The sequence below is a fragment of the Hornefia butyriciproducens genome (genome assembly GCF_009695915.1).
GTDB lineage: Bacteria > Bacillota > Clostridia > Peptostreptococcales > Anaerovoracaceae > Aminicella > Aminicella butyriciproducens.
The window spans coordinates 82,206-97,974 of record NZ_VUMZ01000003.1 but is presented as its reverse complement, the minus strand read 5'-3'; the positions used below and the strand labels follow the sequence as shown (position 1 = coordinate 97,974).

Sequence of the window (15,769 nt, the reverse complement as noted above, 5' to 3'; positions counted from 1 at the left end):
CTGCCGTTTTCCTAACAAAATACACGTTCAATCTTTAGTCAGATCCCATCCCAGTGGCGTCACCGATGTGATACGATCCACGCATACCGCCCGGATATCTCCCTCCGGAAGCAGATCCGCCTCCTCGAACCGGATTTTAAAATCCATGGTATACGGCCTGCTCCAGTCTCTCTCAGGCAGTTTCTCCAGGACATAATAATTCTGACTGTCCAGACGTGTCATCCTGAATTCCTCCGGTCCGATACGCCTGTACGGAACATTCACGTTCAGGATCTCCGCACCCCGCGGCATCCCTTCCCTCAGAATTTTTTCGATCCAAAATGCCGTAACACCGCGAGCGCTGCCGAATTCGGTATCGTCCTCACTGAAATCGTGCTTCATGATCGCTTCCACAGGGGTTTCCAGCGAAATCGCCAGGGACGGGACGCCTTCACTGACCGCTTCAAAACAGGCGCCGAGTGTTCCGCTGCAGGTAATCGACCGCGCCAGATTGGCACCCAGATTGATCCCGCTGACCACCAGATCCGGTTTTCTGTCCGCAATTTCTATTATACCGTATGCCGCCGCGTGTGCGGGAGAGCTGTGAATTCCGTAAGCAGAAATCTCCCGTTCTCCGACCCGCACCGGAATCCGTTCGATGACACCGAGGTCCGGATACCGCGGATATGCCCGTCCCATTGAAGTCTGCTGACTCACCGGAGCTGTAATCATCACCTCTCCGAACGCTGCGGCGGCTTCCGCGGCCGCAGCGATTCCGGGGGAACGCACTCCGTCATCATTCACGACGAGGATCAGACGGTTCGCATCAAACATCTCTGATTGGACTTTGGTCAATAAAAACACCTCCCTGAAAGAAAGCGACCCCGCGAAGCCGGAGCATCCGGCACCGCAGGGATACGCTGTGGTTCAGCGCGCCCCGTCCGGTCTGACTCTGATCTGACAGACTGCGCTGTTTTTATCATTTAAAGATTTCATATGTTTTTTTCAGAATCGCATCGGTATGATTCGTGATATCCCAGTAAATCGGGTACATTTTGTCATAGACCTCTGTGTTCTCCGGGATCGGCCGGAACCGGTCAGAGAAGCGCACCATATTCGCGACAGCATCCTCGAAGGAAGGATAAACGCCTGCGGCGACAGCTGCACAGACGGCCGCTCCCAGTCCGGCCGCACCGGTCACCTCGTTCCGCACAGTCGGGATGTTCATGACGTCCGCGATGATCTGCATGAACAGATCGCTCCCTGAGCCTCCTCCGGTTACTATAATCTTTTTTATGTCTACTCCAACCTCATCTGTCATATCGAAGATATATTTCTTCATCGTCAGGGCGACCGCCTCCAGAATCGAGCGGTAAATATGCGCCCGGGTGTGCCGTCCGTCGAATCCGATCATGATTCCCTTCTTATACTGGGCATCTACCCAGGGCAGCCAGTCCAGCACGGTCATCAGGCCGTCGCTGCCCACGGGAACGCCTTCCGCTTCCATGCTGAGCATCTCTTCTGCGGACATTCCTTTCGCAGCCGCTTCCTTCGCGTAGCCGTTGCCCAGAACATCCCGGAACCAGCTGACGGTCCACATGCCGCGCCGGATTCCCCAGGTGTCGTAAAGATACTTATCCGGAACACAGGAGAACTTCGGCCAGGTATTCTTTGTATCCCGCAGAAATTCCTTACCCTCCATCATCGCTGCGGTATATGTCCCCAGCGACAGGCACACGGTGTCGTCTCCCATACAGCCGGTTCCCAGGCCTTCAACCGCCTTGTCGTTCGCTGTCGCAACCACGGGAACGCCCTCCGGAAATCCCGTTGCGGCAGCCGCCTCCGCGGTCACGCATCCCAGGACATCTCCCGGTTTCACAAGTTCGAACAGCATTTCCCGGGGCATGCCGCAGTCCTTATACGCCTGCGGATCCTCCGACCAGGTCCAGGTATCCACATCCACCGGCCATCCGCCTTCATAGTTGGCGACAGAATCCTTCTTCTCGCCGGTCAGCCGGAACGTGATATATCCGGAAGATGCGACGATGTACTTCACCTTTGGGTTTTCATGTACGTAAGGTGCAGAAACCCGGACATCCATCCAGGACAGCGCCGGCTGTGCAAGCATGCAGTTCTCGTCCAGATAGGCGCGGCAGTAGCGTATGGTACAAAGACCGATTCCGACGATATCCTTCGGATCTCCCCGGAAGGCGGCCATGCATTTTTTTCCGGCCTCGCAGATGGCGTCCCACCAGTCATCATCCGGATGCTCCACATGCCCCGGTTCCGGTAGATTATACGGTTTAAGAGGATGTCTGCCCTCGCAGACAATATGTCCCTTTGTGTCGAAGATTAAGATCTTTGCGCTCTGGGATCCCTCGTCAATTCCAATAATGTATTTCTCACTCATTTGCTTCGCCTTCTCTCAATTACCGCACCAGATATCCGCCGTCCACTACCAGAACGGTTCCGTTCACATAATCCGCCGCCTTGCTGGCCAGGAATACCATCGCTCCCATCAGATCCTGACGCTCGCCCCAGCGATCCATTGGAATATGCTCCTTGATTTTGATGTATTTCGGGTCATCCTCGTTCCCGCTTCCGGTGCCGGCAGTCATCGCTGTCTGGAAATATCCCGGCGCAATTCCGTTCACCGTGATTCCGTACTGTCCCAGCTCATCCGCATAAGCCTTGGTCAGGCCCATCAGTCCGGCTTTCATGGCCGCATAGGCCGGCGAACCCAGTCCGCCCAGGAAACTGAACAGCGAGCAGATATTGATGATGCGACCGCTCTTCTGCGGAATCATGTATTTCGCGACTGCGTGACTCATATCAAATGCGCCGGTCAGGTTGATGCCGATCATGGGATCCCATTCCTCTCTGCCGAAGTCCAGGACGTCAGCAATCTTGCAGATTCCGGCGCAGTTCACCAGAATATCGACGCTTCCGAACACGCGGACACATTCCTCCGCGACCTTGTCACAGATTCCGTCCTCCATGATATCGCCCTGCATGAAATGATATTTTACGCCGCAGTCTTCAATCAGCTTCTGTGTGGTTCCGTCGTCATTCACCGCCGCGAAGCAGAAGATGTTCGCACCTGCCTTGGCCAGTGCCAGAGAGAAACCCTGTCCCAGGCCGCTGCAGCCGCCTGTCACAATAGCGTTTTTTCCCTTCAGCGAAAAGAAATCCATTGAAAAATCATTAATATTACGCATTTTCGATACCTCCGTTTATTTTATTATACCATAATCTCTGATCATTATGTCGCCGTAGGACATAAAGAGCGCTGAATTACGCCGCTCCGTTTTCTGCCGCATTCGCTTTGCTGCGGATCACTCTGCTGAGCACCAGTGAAAGCACGATGCAGACGCCTGCAGCTGCCACCGCATAGCCCCATGTCATCTTGAATCCGGCCGCACCATACTGGTCCATCCAGGATCCGACCAGAGTATACATGAACAGATCCGGCGTGTAGCCCAGTGCAGAAGCAATACCTGAGACTCTTCCGCTCATCTCCACCGGAATTCCGGCGTCCTGATGAACCGCAAAGTACTGACTTCTCACCGCATAGATGAAGACAAGTCCGAAGAAGAAGTTTCCGATCACCGCACCCACGAGTCCGGCCTGCACCGGCAGAACAATGTAAAGGCCGAAGGAGATCATCAGCAGCACACATCCGCCCACGATGACTTTAATCCTTGAATGGTACCGGTCGGCCAGGAATCCTCCGACAATTCCGCCGACGCCCTGGAGCAGATAGCGGATTCCGCCAAGCGTCGAGCCCATCGTCTCGGAAAGGCCGTAATAGGTGACCGCATACGTGTTGACATATCCGATCAGGCCGTAAACACTATATGCCGCGAAGATAATGCCCACCAGCAGCCATACACGCGGAATTGTCAGTGCCTTGAACAATCCCTTTGTAAGCTCGAGAACGCTCTCGCCTTCCTCATTCTTCTCGGTATCCTCGATGAATATGAAGTTCAGAACGCCGATGATGATCACAACGACGGCGCATACCTTGATTGCGGCAGATGCTCCCGCGACTTCCCCTGCCGTTCTGGAAATATGTGCATACGCCGCAGTCATTCCGAATACAAGCAGTGCGTTCATGATGCCTCTCAGGCCCTCCTGCCATCCGAACAGGCGTCCCTGCTCGTCCTCTGTTCCCAGCATTCTCGTCGCTTTGATGCATGCGGACCAGTATGTGATGATGCTGGAGATTCCCATCAGTACAAAGATGATACGTGCCGTGGTAAAGCTCGGGAATGTGGAGAACCAAAGTCCGAGGGCTCCCGTCGCGATAAAGGAAAAGGTCAGCAGTTTCCGAGCCGAGAACTTATCTGCGACCGCTCCCCCGATGAAATAGGACAGGGTCGCCATCGTCGCATATCCCGAGGACAGCAGTCCCATCTGGCTGTTCGTCAGATTCATTGCTTTCTGAATCTGCGGATAAAATGTCTCTCTGATGTACGGCAGCTGGAAAATAATCCCTGCGCCGGCAGCGAGGAGCAGCAGTGTTCCCCACTTTTTTACAAATTCTCTGTTCATAATAATATTTCCTCCAAATGTCTCTGATTTCCATGCAGGAGGACAGAATCTGCGACTTAACGCGCGTCATCGCCCTTTGTAAACAAAAAGAGAGCGGCAATTCAGCGTACAGCAATGTACCTGAACTACCGCTCTCTGATCTGTCTCTCCCGGTAATTAATGCGATAATAGCACAAAGCCGAAACTTTGTCAATCCGCAAATTTTCAGAAACTTTCTCATTATCCTGTTGACAAATCCGTCCGGGACTGATAAGATTACTTCAGTTACGTTAAGAGATTCAGAGACGGTAACTCGTTCCACAGTGTTTGTTCTGTGTCCGACGAGTTATTTTTCTATTGCTCTGACAGAAGACAGCCGGCGGAACGATGAAACATTCGACCATACAGAAATATCGAAAGGAGATTCGTTATGTCACTCGCAAGGGAAGAAATCGTAAAAGGTCTGGTGAACATTCTCGGAGAAGACCGGGTAATCACCGATGAAACCGTACTGAAGGAAAGCAGCATCGACCGCTACAGAAAGTTTGAGCAGTGCCACGAGGTTTACACGCAGCCCATCCCTGCCGCCGTCGTATATGTAAAGAACACCGAAGAGGTCAGAAACGTTCTGATGTTCGCCAATGAAAACGGCGTCAACGTTGTTCCCCGCACCGGTCATTCCGCCATCGAGGGCGGCCTGGAAACAGCGCTGGAGAATTCCGTCGTCATCGACGGTTCGGAAATGAATCAGGTTCTCGAGGTCAACAAGGAGAGCATGCAGGTCACCTGCCAGTGCGGTGTGCCCCTCCAGTCGCTGGAGGACAGCCTGCGGGAACAGGGCCTGACGACAGGTCATTCCCCGCAGTCCAAGCCACTCGCGCAGATGGGCGGGCTTGTGGCGACCCGCAGCATCGGTCAGTTTTCCACCCTGTACGGCGGAATCGAAGACATGCTGGTGGGATGCGAAGTGGTGTTCCCGGGCGGGCAGGTCTGCCGCATCAAGAATGTGCCGCGGCGTTCCGTCGGACCGGACATCCGTCACATCGTCCTGGGCAACGAGGGCGCGCTCTGCTTCATTACTGAGGTTACCGTCAAGATCTTCAAATATCAGCCCGAAAACAACCGCTTCCTGGGCTACCGGATCAAGGATATGGAAAAGGGATTCCAGGCTCTGCGTCAGGTCATGGTAGAGGGTTACAGACCTTCTGTCGCACGCCTGTACGATCTGCAGGATGCCGAGATGAACTTCGACTGGGCGGACGGCGAAAACGTGCTTCTATTCATGGCAGAGGGGCCTGCTTCTATTACAAAGGCAACTGCGGAAGGAATCGATGAAATCGTGAGGAAGATCGAAGGCGTCACTCCTGTGGACGCTTCGCTGATTGAAACCTGGTTCAACCACCTCAACTGGGGTGCTGAGCAGATCGCTCAGGAAAAGAAGGAGATCCTGGCAACCGACAACATCGGAATCACCACTGAGATCTCCGGCTGCTGGGACTGCATTTACAAAATCTATGCCTCCGTCGTAGAGCGGATCACCAACGAAGTTCCGGATCTGACCATGATCGGCGGACACTCCTCCCACAGCTACATCAACGGAACCAACATGTACTTTGTCTATTACTACAATGTCGTGGACTGCAGACCGGAAGACGAAATCAACAAATATCACAATCTGATCAACCGGATCATCTGCGAGGAAACCGTACGGTTCGGCGGCTCCATCGCCCATCACCACGGACTCGGAAAAGCCAGAGCACATTATGTCTGGGAGGAATACGGTTCTTCCTTCTATATGCTGGAAACGCTGAAGTACGCCTTCGATCCCAACGGCGTCATGAATATGGGCACCCTGATTCCGGTAAAACACGACAAAGAACATCCCTGGAACTTTTAATGATGAATATACTGACCGTTTTCAACATAATACCTGACCTGGATCTGATATCGGAAGCCGAATGGGCTTCCGATATTGTCGATACGCGCCTGAATTTCCCAGGTGTGAAAACTGTTCCGGAGGCTCAGGACGAAAGCGCGGCAGAACTGGCGCTGCGCTTCCGGGACGCCGCAGCGGCCGCTTCTGCTGATTCCGTTGCGGCTGCGTCGGCCGGTTCTCACGCCTCCGCTGCGGCTGCGGCGATTGACAGCGAAGTTCGGCTGACTGCCGTCACGTTCGGAAACGCTGTGGCCGACAAAGCTCTGCGCACTCTGACGGCACTCGGATATCAGTCCGCCGACCGGATCGATACCGATCGGCCCGGACCGGACAACGAGGAATCGCACGCCGCCCTTCTGGCAGAATACTGCAGAAAGAGAGGACCCTTTGACCTGATTCTGGCGGGTACGCAGAGTAGCGTAAGCGGTTTCAGCCAGCTTCCTCTGCTCCTGGCAGAAGCTCTTCAGTTTCCCTGCATCACCGAGGTCACGGGATTTTCCGCCGGTGCGGAGGGACGCATCCGAATAGAACACCAGACAGATACAGGAATTCTGTCTGAAGACCTGCCTACCCCTCTCCTTCTCACAATCGGCGATGTACCGGACACCTGTCTGCGAATACCGACTCTTCGCCAGAGGAAGGCCTCCGGAAGCAATCCTCCTTCCGTGATTTCTGCCTCCGAATTTTCTGAAGAACTCAAGGAGAACGGGATCCGACTTCAGTCCGTCTCCGCCATCGATCAGAGCCGTGCCGCGCGGCAGATGGAGGGAGATACCGACGATATCGCGAAACAGATTGTTCAGGAATATATCAGGGAGGGAACACGATGAATTACACACTTATCCTGCCGAATCCCGGATCCGCCGAAGAAGATTCGGGCAGACTGTCCGGATTCCTGCAAAACTGCACAGACAGTTCACGGAATCTCCGAAAAATCTCCCTGAACGGAGACACCTTCTGCCGGGCGGAAGCCGCGCTGATTTCCCTTGTCTCCTTATGTGCCGAAGACGATATTATCCTGTTCCCTGCATCCATCGCCGGGCGGGAGCTTGCGGTGCGGCTGGCGGCGAGGCTCGGAGGCACCGCTGCCGTCGACGTGACTGAAATGAGATTCTGCGATGACGGTCTTCATGTAGTGCGCTCTCTGTGCACGGAACATATCCGGGGCGACTTTGTGCTCCGCCGGAAGCCTTTTTGTATCGTGATTAACAAAAGCTGCCCGGCAGGCGGTGCGCCGGTTGAGGACATTTCAAAGCCGTCTGCTCTTTCTGGCGAAAATGCTTCGGCGCCGGCCGGACTTTCTCCGGGCGATGCGTCGGGAGAAGATGCCCCGGAAACTGTTACCCTCCCTGCAGATCCTCTGAATCCGACAAATCAGAATCTCGTTCCGCAGCACATGTCCTCCTCCCTGACAGAGAGCCGTCTGGTCATTGCCGCCGGCCGCGGACTGGGCAGCCGCGCCGGCGCAGATGAGGCTGCAGCACTGGCAGAACAGCTCGGCGCAGCCTTCGGGGTGTCCAGACCTGTGGTCATGAACGCATGGCGTCCGATGGAGGAGCTTCTGGGCGTCAGCGGCAGCATGATCCATCCTAAGCTCTGCATCGTATTGGGCGCCAGCGGATCTCCCGCCTTCTGCGCCGGCATCTCCGGCAGCGGAACCATTATCGCTGTGAATCGGGATCCGGACGCGCCGATCATGAAGAAATCCGACATCTGCATCTGCGGAGACTGGAAAGATTTTCTCCGCGCTATGGTAAAGTATTGCAGTCCATGATAAAATATACAGATTCAGTGTGTTTATTTGTCGCATATGCAGAACTGCGGCGTACATTACCGATTACCGTCAGATTGTGCGCTGCAACACTGCAAGCAAACTATTGTCAGCACTCGTTAAGTCCGACGTGGACTTAACGAGCAGATACGATTTACAAGGAGAAAACAATGTCCTACTCTGAAAAACTGAATCTGGAAGTCGGCGATATGCGGACACAGGCCGAGCTGGCCCGGAGAAAGAAAGAACTGCTGGAATTCTTTTATGACAGCACCGAGCGTTGCCCGGTCATCGCCGCCGTCAAAAATGATGAATGGCTGGAGAAGAGCAGCTCATCCGTCTGCGAAATTGTCTACGTATTGTACGGAAACATCTGCACCATCCGGGATATCGTGCACGAAATAAAAAAAGCCGGAAAAATGGCCGTGGTGCATATTGATCTGATATCAGGTCTGGCCAGCAAGGAGATCAGTGTGGATTTCATCCGGAAATTCACCGAGGCTGACGGCATCATCAGCACCAAGCCCCATCTGATCAAACGCGCCAACGAACTGGGGCTCTTCACCATCCAGAGATTCTTCATGCTGGATACCATCACCTTCAATAACATCAAAAAACATGTGCGCGACACCCGGCCGGACGTGGTGGAGATGATGCCCGCAGGTCTCGGGAAAATGATCCGCTACGCTCTGGAGGAGGTGGACGGGAAGCCACTGGTCGCCAGCGGACTCGTACTGGATTCCGATGACGTCATGGGCGCACTCTCCGCCGGCGCTATTGCAGTTTCCACCACGAATCTCGAAGTGTGGAAATCCGTAGAATAGAGAAATTATCACAACTGGAGGTATTATATGAGTAATAATAAGCAGATACGCTGGGGCGTCTTCCTGATCCCATGGCTGCTGGCCATTGCGACGATCGCCCTGAACTTCATCAGCGGCAAGGCATTTAATGCGACCATCATGACCATCACGAATTTCATTCTGGATAAATTCTCCTGGCTCTTCGCACTGATGGCATTCGCATGTGTGGTCCTGATCCTCGTTGCGTACATCTCGCCCTTCGGCCGGGTCCGGATAGGCGGACGGAAGGCGAAGCCGATTATGAACATGGCGAACTATGTCTGGATCGTCCTTTGTACGATCATGGCCGCAGGGATACTGCTTTGGGCCTGTGCGGAGCCGATGTATCATTACTACAATCCTCCCGCATCAGTAAAGGCCCAGTCTCCGGAAGCGATTACCTTCATCATGAAGGATATCTTCCTGGAATGGACGTTTACTCCGATGTGCATATACGGCGTTCCGGCGATTCTTTTCGCATTCCTGTTTTATAACGCGAAGAAAAAATACTCCATCGGCAGCATGCTCTATCCAGCGCTCCCGTATCCTGCGGCAGAAAAAGCCTCGCCGGTCGTCGATGTCATCTGCCTGCTGGCTCTGGTCTGCGGAATGGCGGCAAGCATGGGCTCTGCAGTATTCCTCTGCTCTGACGGACTCGCGAGTATTTTCGACTCCTTCAAATCCAACGCTGCAACATGGACCATCGTGGCTGCAATCATCGTAGCCGCCTTTGTCGCCTCGGCATCCTCCGGCGTGATGAACGGCATCCGTATTCTGTCCACGATCAACTCCAGGATCTATATGGTGCTCGGCCTGTTTGTCTTCCTGTTCGGCCCCACCTTCTACATTCTGAACCTGACCATCGAAGGATTCGGCGCATATCTGACAGACTTCTGCAAGCAGTCCCTGTTCCTCTCTGCTGCTGACGGGGACAAATGGGCAGACTGGTGGCCGATCTTCTACTGGTGCAACTGGATGGCGTGGATGCCGGTTACATCTGTATTCCTCGGCAGGATCTCCCGCGGTTTCTCCGTGCGTGAAGCGATCAGAACCATCGTCGTCTATCCGGCGCTGTTCTCAGTCGCCTGGCTGGGGCTCTTCTCCTCCTCCTCCATTTACTATGAGCTGGCGGGGAAAGGAATCAACAAAGCCATGACAGACGGCGGCACCGCCTCGGCAACCTATGCGGTGCTGCATCAGATGCCGATTCCGATCGTCACGATTCTGGTCTTCCTGCTGATCGTATTTGTATCCTTCGTTACCGCATCAGACTCTAACACAAACGCTATGTCAGGTCTCTGCACCACCGGTCTGAGCGCTGAAGATACCGAATCTCCGACCTGGCTGAAAATCGTCTGGGGTGTTACGATCGGGGTGATGTGCGTGATCTTTATCACTGCCTTCAAGAGCACCGATGCGCTGAAGTACCTGTCCAATCTGGGCGGATTCCCGGTGGTATTCCTTCTGATTCTGATCGCGGTATCCTTTGTGAAGGTCATGGTCAATCCGGCGAAATACGACACATTCAGCGAAGACTACGATGAATACGGTCAGCCGCTGCCCTCTCAGCGCCTGATATCCGAGCAGGAGGAAGCACGGCAGGAAAAGAAAAATGCCGGAGCCGGAAAGAGTACAACGGCGTAGGGAGAACTCACCCAGCTATCGCCCAGGGAAACTCACGCAGCATCGGCGTAGAGAGAACTCACCCCGCAACAGCGCAGAGAAACTCACGCAGCCGACGCTGACAAAATTCCGCCGGAAGCAGCTAAACGGAAATCGCTTGGCGAAAAAAAAGAGCTAAGGAGCATTTATGAACATACGAAAACAGCAGCCGAAAACACCGATTTCAGAGATGCCCTCCACGGCCTGTCGGTTTGACTACCGGCTCAGTTATGATGAAGCGTATGAGGCGTTTTACCTTCTGTCTTTCAAATGGGACAGAAGGTTCCGCCTCTTCGCCGGTTTGGGGCTGTCCGTCATCGCGATCGTGCTGATGGTGCTGTTTGCCATGGATAACCGGAAGATCCACTATTTCTTTATTGTGATTCTGTGTGTTCTTCTTTTGTTTTATCTGGTCTATATGCCCATTGTGAAGGCGCGCCGCGGTGCACGGTCAGTGGCTCGATCCAGCGGCACATTCCGGATCGTTCTCAGTCCGGAGGGCACTATCGGCATTCCCGGGCAGGAGCCGCAGGAACTTGAGGGAGACAAAGACGCCCGTGCTATTGAAACCGACGATATCTTTGTCATCCGCCCGGACAGCGCAAGCACTTTCTGTCTGCCCAAGCGCATTATGAAATCCACAGAAATAAAAGATGTGAGAGCGATTATCTCCGGTCATATAAAATACATCAGCATGGTTTAGGAATCCATGCTGATGGTAAAGCCGCGGCCGTCCACCTCTCTCACACTGCTGATTGTCATGAACGCCTTGTCGTCGATCTCCAGAATCCGATCCTTCACATAATTCATGTATCTCACTGAAAGAATCGTAATCAGAACGTCCGTCTCATGGGAGAAATACGCCGTCTTCCCATGCAGGAGCGTGGCGCCGAAGCCCCTTTCCACAAGGAGCTTTTTTATTTTCTCATTCTGCGGGCTGAAAATCATGAACTGCACGTGACCGCCGCCGGCCAGCAGTGTTTTGTTGGCTACGACAGTGTACGTCAGCGTCATAAGAATACCAAGAATAATCTCATTCGGCGATGCCAGAAATCCCTGAAGCACCAGAATCGCCACATCCAGACCGTACATGACAGGTGCGATGGGAAGCTTTGCTTTTTTATGAAGAATCACAGGAACAACATCAGAACCGCCCAGACTTCCACCGTTCCGAATCACCAGGCCGATTCCGACACCCATCAGACCGCCTCCGCATAATGCCGCCAGCAGCGGGTCCTGTACCATATGCCGAATCTGCGGAATTCCTTCAAAGAAAGCCATCAGCACAGGATAGAGGAAAGTTCCCAGAACGATGGAGGCCGAGTACCGCTTCCCCATACAGAAAAAAGCCAGCACGAGCAGGGCCGCATTGACACACATGACGCCCATGGATACTGGCATATCCGTAAAATAATTCAGCAGCCGCCCGATCCCGGTAGCGCCTCCCACCAGAATACCATAGGGAAGGCAAAACGCCTCCACCGCAAATGCGTTCAATGCGATTCCCAGCAGAATCATAGAAATATTCACACCCGCTGTCCTGATACTTTTCATTAGTCCTTTCCCTTTCGTCTGTCAATAGTTTTCTGCCGGCTGTCACAAAAAAAGAGACGTGAAGAACGATGTTCCTCACGGTCTCTCTGATATTCTCTCTCCGCTGCAGAATGTATATTCGTGCCTGACAAATGCATTTTATCACACTGCCCGCCGTTGTCAATATTCCGGTGCGGGATTTTACTTTATTTTAATCTCGTTTTTCCGCCGGCCCTCACAGCGAAGACCTCACAGCTGAATGGAGACTGCTCCGCTATGCGCCTTAATCGAGTTTCCCGATTACATAATCCGCAAACTCCCTGCAGGTTGCTCCCTCCGGGAAGCCGGTAACTACCACGCTCTTCTCGATTTCCAGACACTCCTCCAGAATCTTTTCCAGCCCGTTTGCCTTGGCCGTGAATCCGATATGCCGGAGCATCATCACCACAGCTTTGAACAGACTGGCCGGGTTGGCATAATCCCCCAGTCCGTCCTCGATCATCCGGGGTGCGCTTCCGTGAATAGCCTCGAACATCGCGTACTGATCTCCGATATTGGCGCTCCCTGCTGTACCGACGCCGCCCTGAATTTCCGCCGCCTCGTCAGTGATAATGTCGCCGTAAAGATTCGGAAGCACAAAGACCTGGAACTGACTGCGGATTTCCGGATTGACCAGATTCGCCGTCATGATGTCGATATACCAGTCTTCCATCTCAATTCCCGGATAATGAAGCCCGACCTCATGACAGATCCGGGAGAAATTCCCGTCCGTCTTCTTCATGATATTCGCCTTTGTGACAATCGCCACTTTATTCTTGCCGTTGTCCCTGGCATAGTCGAACGCCTTCCTGGCGATTCTCCGCGTTCCCGGTTCTGTGGTTACCTTGAAATCAAAGGAAAGCTTTCCCGGAACCTCAACACCTTTGCTGCCCAGAACATATTCACCCTCAGTGTTCTCACGGAAAAATATCCAGTCGATTCCCTTCTCCGGCACACTGACCGGACGGACATTGGCATACAGATCCAGCTCCCGCCGAAGCGTAACATTAGCACTTTCCAGACTTCCGCCCTTAGGCGTGGTGGTGGGACCCTTCAGGAGAACATCGCATTTGCGGATCTCCTCCAGAACGTCCTCCGGAACTGCCTCCATTTTCTGAAGGCGGTTTTCTATAGTCAGTCCTTCAATAGGCTTCAGCACAATACGGCCGGAGGAGATCTCATCACGCAGAACGACCCGCAGGAGACGTTCTGCCTGTTCCATGATGATCGGTCCGATTCCGTCGCCGGGGCAGATTCCGATGGTGATTTTGCTGAGTTCCCTGAAATTTTTCGGCGGTTTGCTGCCTTCTTCCATCTCCATCACACGGCTGAGCTGATCCATCAGAAGATTCCGGAACTGTCCGGTCAGATCAGCAATCACCGCCATTTCATTCATTTCCTTGATGCTCATATCTACAAGATCCGAGACGAAGGAAGTCTTCGCTCTGGCTCTTCTTCTCTCCTTTCTGTTGGTTATTCTGATATTCCACTGTCTGTTGCGTGCCGCGTTTTTCATATTGAGTCGTTTCCGGCCAAACATGTCTACTGTGCCTCCTTCGCCACGTATTTCAGCAGACCTCCCGCACGCAGGATCGCCCTCTGGCGTTCCGTGTACGCACAGCGCAGCGGGAAACTCTTCCCGCTCGTTTCATCCAGCAGCGTAATTGTTCCGTTTTCCATGCCCCTCTCGATACCGGACAGTTTCAGCTCGTCTCCCTGCTGGAGCTGCTCGTAATCATCCGGATTTTCAAAGGTCAGGGGCATGATTCCGGCATTGATCAGATTCGCCGCGTGGATCCGCGCGAAGCTCTTGGCGATAACCGCCCTCACGCCGAGATACAGCGGAACCAGCGCCGCGTGTTCCCGGGACGAACCCTGCCCGTAATTCTCTCCGCCGACAATCATGCTTCTTCCTGCTTTCTTCGCCCGCTCCGGAAAACCGGGATCGCAGACCTCAAAGCAGAACTGCGACAGATACGGGATATTGGAACGATACGGCAGAATCCTGGAACCCGCCGGCATGATATGGTCTGTGGTAATATTGTCGCCGACCTTCAGCGCCAGCGGAGCTGAAAGTTCATCCTCCACCGGCTCGCCCGCCGGGCATTCCCGGATATTGGGGCCACGCAGAATCTCGACCTCTGCCGCTTCCTCAACCGGTGCAGGCTGAAGAATCGCACTGTCGTCAATCCTGAACGCCTCCGGCATATGAATCGGAGGAATCTCACCCAGTTTCGCAGGATCGGTAATCTCACCGAAAATCGCTGCTGCCACTGCAGTCTCCGGGGAAACAAGATACACCTTTCCGTCCTTTGTTCCGCTGCGTCCCTCAAAGTTGCGGTTAAACGTCCGCAGCGACACGCCTCCGCTGTTCGGCGAAAATCCCATGCCGATACACGGCCCGCAGGCACATTCCAGCACCCGGGCTCCGCTGGACAGAATATCCGACAGCGCGCCGCAGTCTGCCAGCATGGTCAGAACCTGCCGGGATCCCGGCGAGACGGACAGGCTGACGTCCGGGCTGATCACTCTGCCCTTCAGCAGTGCCGCAACTTTCAGCATATCGTACAGAGAAGAATTGGTACAGGAGCCGATACAGACCTGATCCACCTTGGTTCCCTCGACGGAGGCCACATCCACCACCGCGTCCGGGCTGTGGGGACATGCGATCTTCGGCGTAAGAGTATCAAGGTCGATGTCGATTATCCGATCGTAGACCGCATCCGGGTCGCTTGCCAGGGGAACAAAGTCCTCTCCGCGGCCTTCGGCTTCCAGAAACGCCTTTGTCACCTCATCAGAAGGGAAGATGGATGTGGTCGCTCCCAGTTCTGTTCCCATGTTAGTGATCGTTGCCCTTTCCGGTACGGAAAGTTCTCTGATCCCGGGACCTCCCCATTCGATAATCGCTCCTACACCGCCCTTGACAGACAGAATGCGCAGAATCTCCAGACTGATATCCTTCGCCGTGACAAAGGGCCGCAGCCGGCCCGTAAGATTCACTTTGTACATCTTCGGCATATTAATATAATACGCTCCGCCTCCCATGGCCACCGCAACATCCAGACCGCCGGCGCCCATCGCCAGCATTCCGATACCTCCGCCGGTAGGCGTATGGCTGTCCGATCCGATCAGCGTTTTTCCGGGGCGGCCGAACCGCTCCAGATGGACCTGATGGCATATTCCGTTTCCCGGACGGGAAAAACGGAGTCCGTATTTCTTTGCCATCGACTGAATGAATCTGTGATCATCGGCGTTCATGAATCCGGACTGAAGCGTATTGTGATCAATATATGCTACGGAGAGTTCTGTACGTACCCGGGGAATACCCATGGTTTCGAATTCCAGATACGCCATGGTTCCAGTCGCATCCTGCGTCAGCGTCTGGTCGATGCGGAGTGCGATTTCCTCTCCCGGCTCCATCCGGCCGCTGACAAGATGCTCTCTGATGATCTTCTGTGCAATGGTCTCTCCCAT

The 15,769-nt window shown here is 54.0% G+C and carries 13 protein-coding genes; 6 read left to right on the top strand and 7 right to left on the bottom strand.

The window, feature by feature from the left end; translation table 11 throughout:
* Positions 1–27 precede the first annotated feature (27 nt).
* From surE to FYJ64_RS04115, 4 genes are all read right to left on the bottom strand, one after another.
* Positions 28–834 carry a 5'/3'-nucleotidase SurE gene (gene surE, locus FYJ64_RS04130; RefSeq protein ID WP_154573977.1) on the bottom strand — a complete coding sequence of 269 codons (807 nt, stop codon included), beginning with the start codon at positions 832–834 and terminating at the stop codon, positions 28–30.
* 124 nt (positions 835–958) lie between these two features.
* Positions 959–2,389: an FGGY-family carbohydrate kinase gene (locus tag FYJ64_RS04125; RefSeq protein WP_154573976.1), complete on the bottom strand. Its 1,431-nt coding sequence runs from the start codon at positions 2,387–2,389 to the stop codon at positions 959–961.
* Between the two features lie 19 nt (positions 2,390–2,408).
* Positions 2,409–3,197, bottom strand: a complete 789-nt coding sequence (locus FYJ64_RS04120; protein ID WP_154573975.1) for an SDR family oxidoreductase — start codon at positions 3,195–3,197, stop codon at positions 2,409–2,411.
* Between the two features lie 76 nt (positions 3,198–3,273).
* Complete coding sequence (locus FYJ64_RS04115) at positions 3,274–4,533, bottom strand: MFS transporter (protein WP_154573974.1); 1,260 nt, start codon at positions 4,531–4,533, stop codon at positions 3,274–3,276.
* A 409-nt stretch (positions 4,534–4,942) separates the two neighbouring features.
* Here FYJ64_RS04115 and FYJ64_RS04110 point away from each other — a divergent pair, with 409 nt between their 5' ends.
* The 6 genes from FYJ64_RS04110 to FYJ64_RS04085 all read left to right on the top strand — a co-directional run bounded on the left by FYJ64_RS04110 (position 4,943) and on the right by FYJ64_RS04085 (position 11,426).
* Positions 4,943–6,409, top strand: a complete 1,467-nt coding sequence (locus FYJ64_RS04110) for an FAD-binding oxidoreductase (protein WP_154573973.1) — start codon at positions 4,943–4,945, stop codon at positions 6,407–6,409.
* Positions 6,409–7,278 (top strand): electron transfer flavoprotein subunit beta/FixA family protein, encoded by an 870-nt coding sequence (locus FYJ64_RS04105; protein ID WP_154573972.1) that lies wholly within the window; start codon positions 6,409–6,411, stop codon positions 7,276–7,278. The genes FYJ64_RS04110 and FYJ64_RS04105 overlap by 1 nt, the downstream gene beginning before the upstream one ends.
* A complete protein-coding gene (locus FYJ64_RS04100) occupies positions 7,275–8,222 on the top strand; it encodes an electron transfer flavoprotein subunit alpha/FixB family protein (protein WP_154573971.1) in 948 nt (315 codons plus the stop codon). Before FYJ64_RS04105 ends, FYJ64_RS04100 begins: the two co-directional genes overlap by 4 nt.
* Positions 8,223–8,389: 167 nt before the next feature.
* The gene (locus FYJ64_RS04095; protein WP_321074589.1) at positions 8,390–9,043 is read left to right on the top strand and encodes a glycerol-3-phosphate responsive antiterminator; all 654 of its coding nucleotides are present in this window, start codon (positions 8,390–8,392) and stop codon (positions 9,041–9,043) included.
* 27 nt (positions 9,044–9,070) lie between these two features.
* Positions 9,071–10,705, top strand: a complete 1,635-nt coding sequence (locus tag FYJ64_RS04090) for a BCCT family transporter (protein WP_154573970.1) — start codon at positions 9,071–9,073, stop codon at positions 10,703–10,705.
* A gap of 166 nt (positions 10,706–10,871) precedes the next feature.
* The gene (locus FYJ64_RS04085) at positions 10,872–11,426 is read left to right on the top strand and encodes a hypothetical protein (protein WP_154573969.1); all 555 of its coding nucleotides are present in this window, start codon (positions 10,872–10,874) and stop codon (positions 11,424–11,426) included.
* Here FYJ64_RS04085 and FYJ64_RS04080 read toward each other — a convergent pair.
* The 3 genes from FYJ64_RS04080 to FYJ64_RS04070 all read right to left on the bottom strand — a co-directional run bounded on the left by FYJ64_RS04080 (position 11,423) and on the right by FYJ64_RS04070 (position 15,769).
* Positions 11,423–12,277 carry a YitT family protein gene (locus FYJ64_RS04080; protein WP_154573968.1) on the bottom strand — a complete coding sequence of 285 codons (855 nt, stop codon included), beginning with the start codon at positions 12,275–12,277 and terminating at the stop codon, positions 11,423–11,425. The genes FYJ64_RS04085 and FYJ64_RS04080 overlap by 4 nt on opposite strands.
* A gap of 262 nt (positions 12,278–12,539) precedes the next feature.
* Positions 12,540–13,811, bottom strand: coding sequence for an isocitrate/isopropylmalate dehydrogenase family protein (locus FYJ64_RS04075; RefSeq protein ID WP_235897104.1), 1,272 nt, complete (start codon positions 13,809–13,811; stop codon positions 12,540–12,542).
* Positions 13,812–13,837: 26 nt separating this feature from the next.
* The gene (locus FYJ64_RS04070) at positions 13,838–15,769 is read right to left on the bottom strand and encodes an aconitate hydratase (protein WP_154573967.1); all 1,932 of its coding nucleotides are present in this window, start codon (positions 15,767–15,769) and stop codon (positions 13,838–13,840) included.

Bases quoted from the DNA above. Each gene is read 5' to 3' on its own strand.
- FYJ64_RS04125 (WP_154573976.1), bottom strand. From the start codon at position 2,389: ATGAGTGAGAAATACATTATTGGAATTGACGAGGGATCCCAGAGCGCA.
- FYJ64_RS04120 (WP_154573975.1), bottom strand. From the start codon at position 3,197: ATGCGTAATATTAATGATTTTTCAATGGATTTCTTTTCGCTGAAGGGA.
- FYJ64_RS04115 (WP_154573974.1), bottom strand. From the start codon at position 4,533: ATGAACAGAGAATTTGTAAAAAAGTGGGGAACACTGCTGCTCCTCGCT.
- FYJ64_RS04110 (WP_154573973.1), top strand. From the start codon at position 4,943: ATGTCACTCGCAAGGGAAGAAATCGTAAAAGGTCTGGTGAACATTCTC.
- FYJ64_RS04105 (WP_154573972.1), top strand. From the start codon at position 6,409: ATGATGAATATACTGACCGTTTTCAACATAATACCTGACCTGGATCTG.
- FYJ64_RS04100 (WP_154573971.1), top strand. From the start codon at position 7,275: ATGAATTACACACTTATCCTGCCGAATCCCGGATCCGCCGAAGAAGAT.
- FYJ64_RS04095 (WP_321074589.1), top strand. From the start codon at position 8,390: ATGTCCTACTCTGAAAAACTGAATCTGGAAGTCGGCGATATGCGGACA.
- FYJ64_RS04090 (WP_154573970.1), top strand. From the start codon at position 9,071: ATGAGTAATAATAAGCAGATACGCTGGGGCGTCTTCCTGATCCCATGG.
- FYJ64_RS04085 (WP_154573969.1), top strand. From the start codon at position 10,872: ATGAACATACGAAAACAGCAGCCGAAAACACCGATTTCAGAGATGCCC.
- FYJ64_RS04080 (WP_154573968.1), bottom strand. From the start codon at position 12,277: ATGAAAAGTATCAGGACAGCGGGTGTGAATATTTCTATGATTCTGCTG.
- FYJ64_RS04075 (WP_235897104.1), bottom strand. From the start codon at position 13,811: ATGAAAAACGCGGCACGCAACAGACAGTGGAATATCAGAATAACCAAC.
- FYJ64_RS04070 (WP_154573967.1), bottom strand. From the start codon at position 15,769: ATGGGAGAGACCATTGCACAGAAGATCATCAGAGAGCATCTTGTCAGC.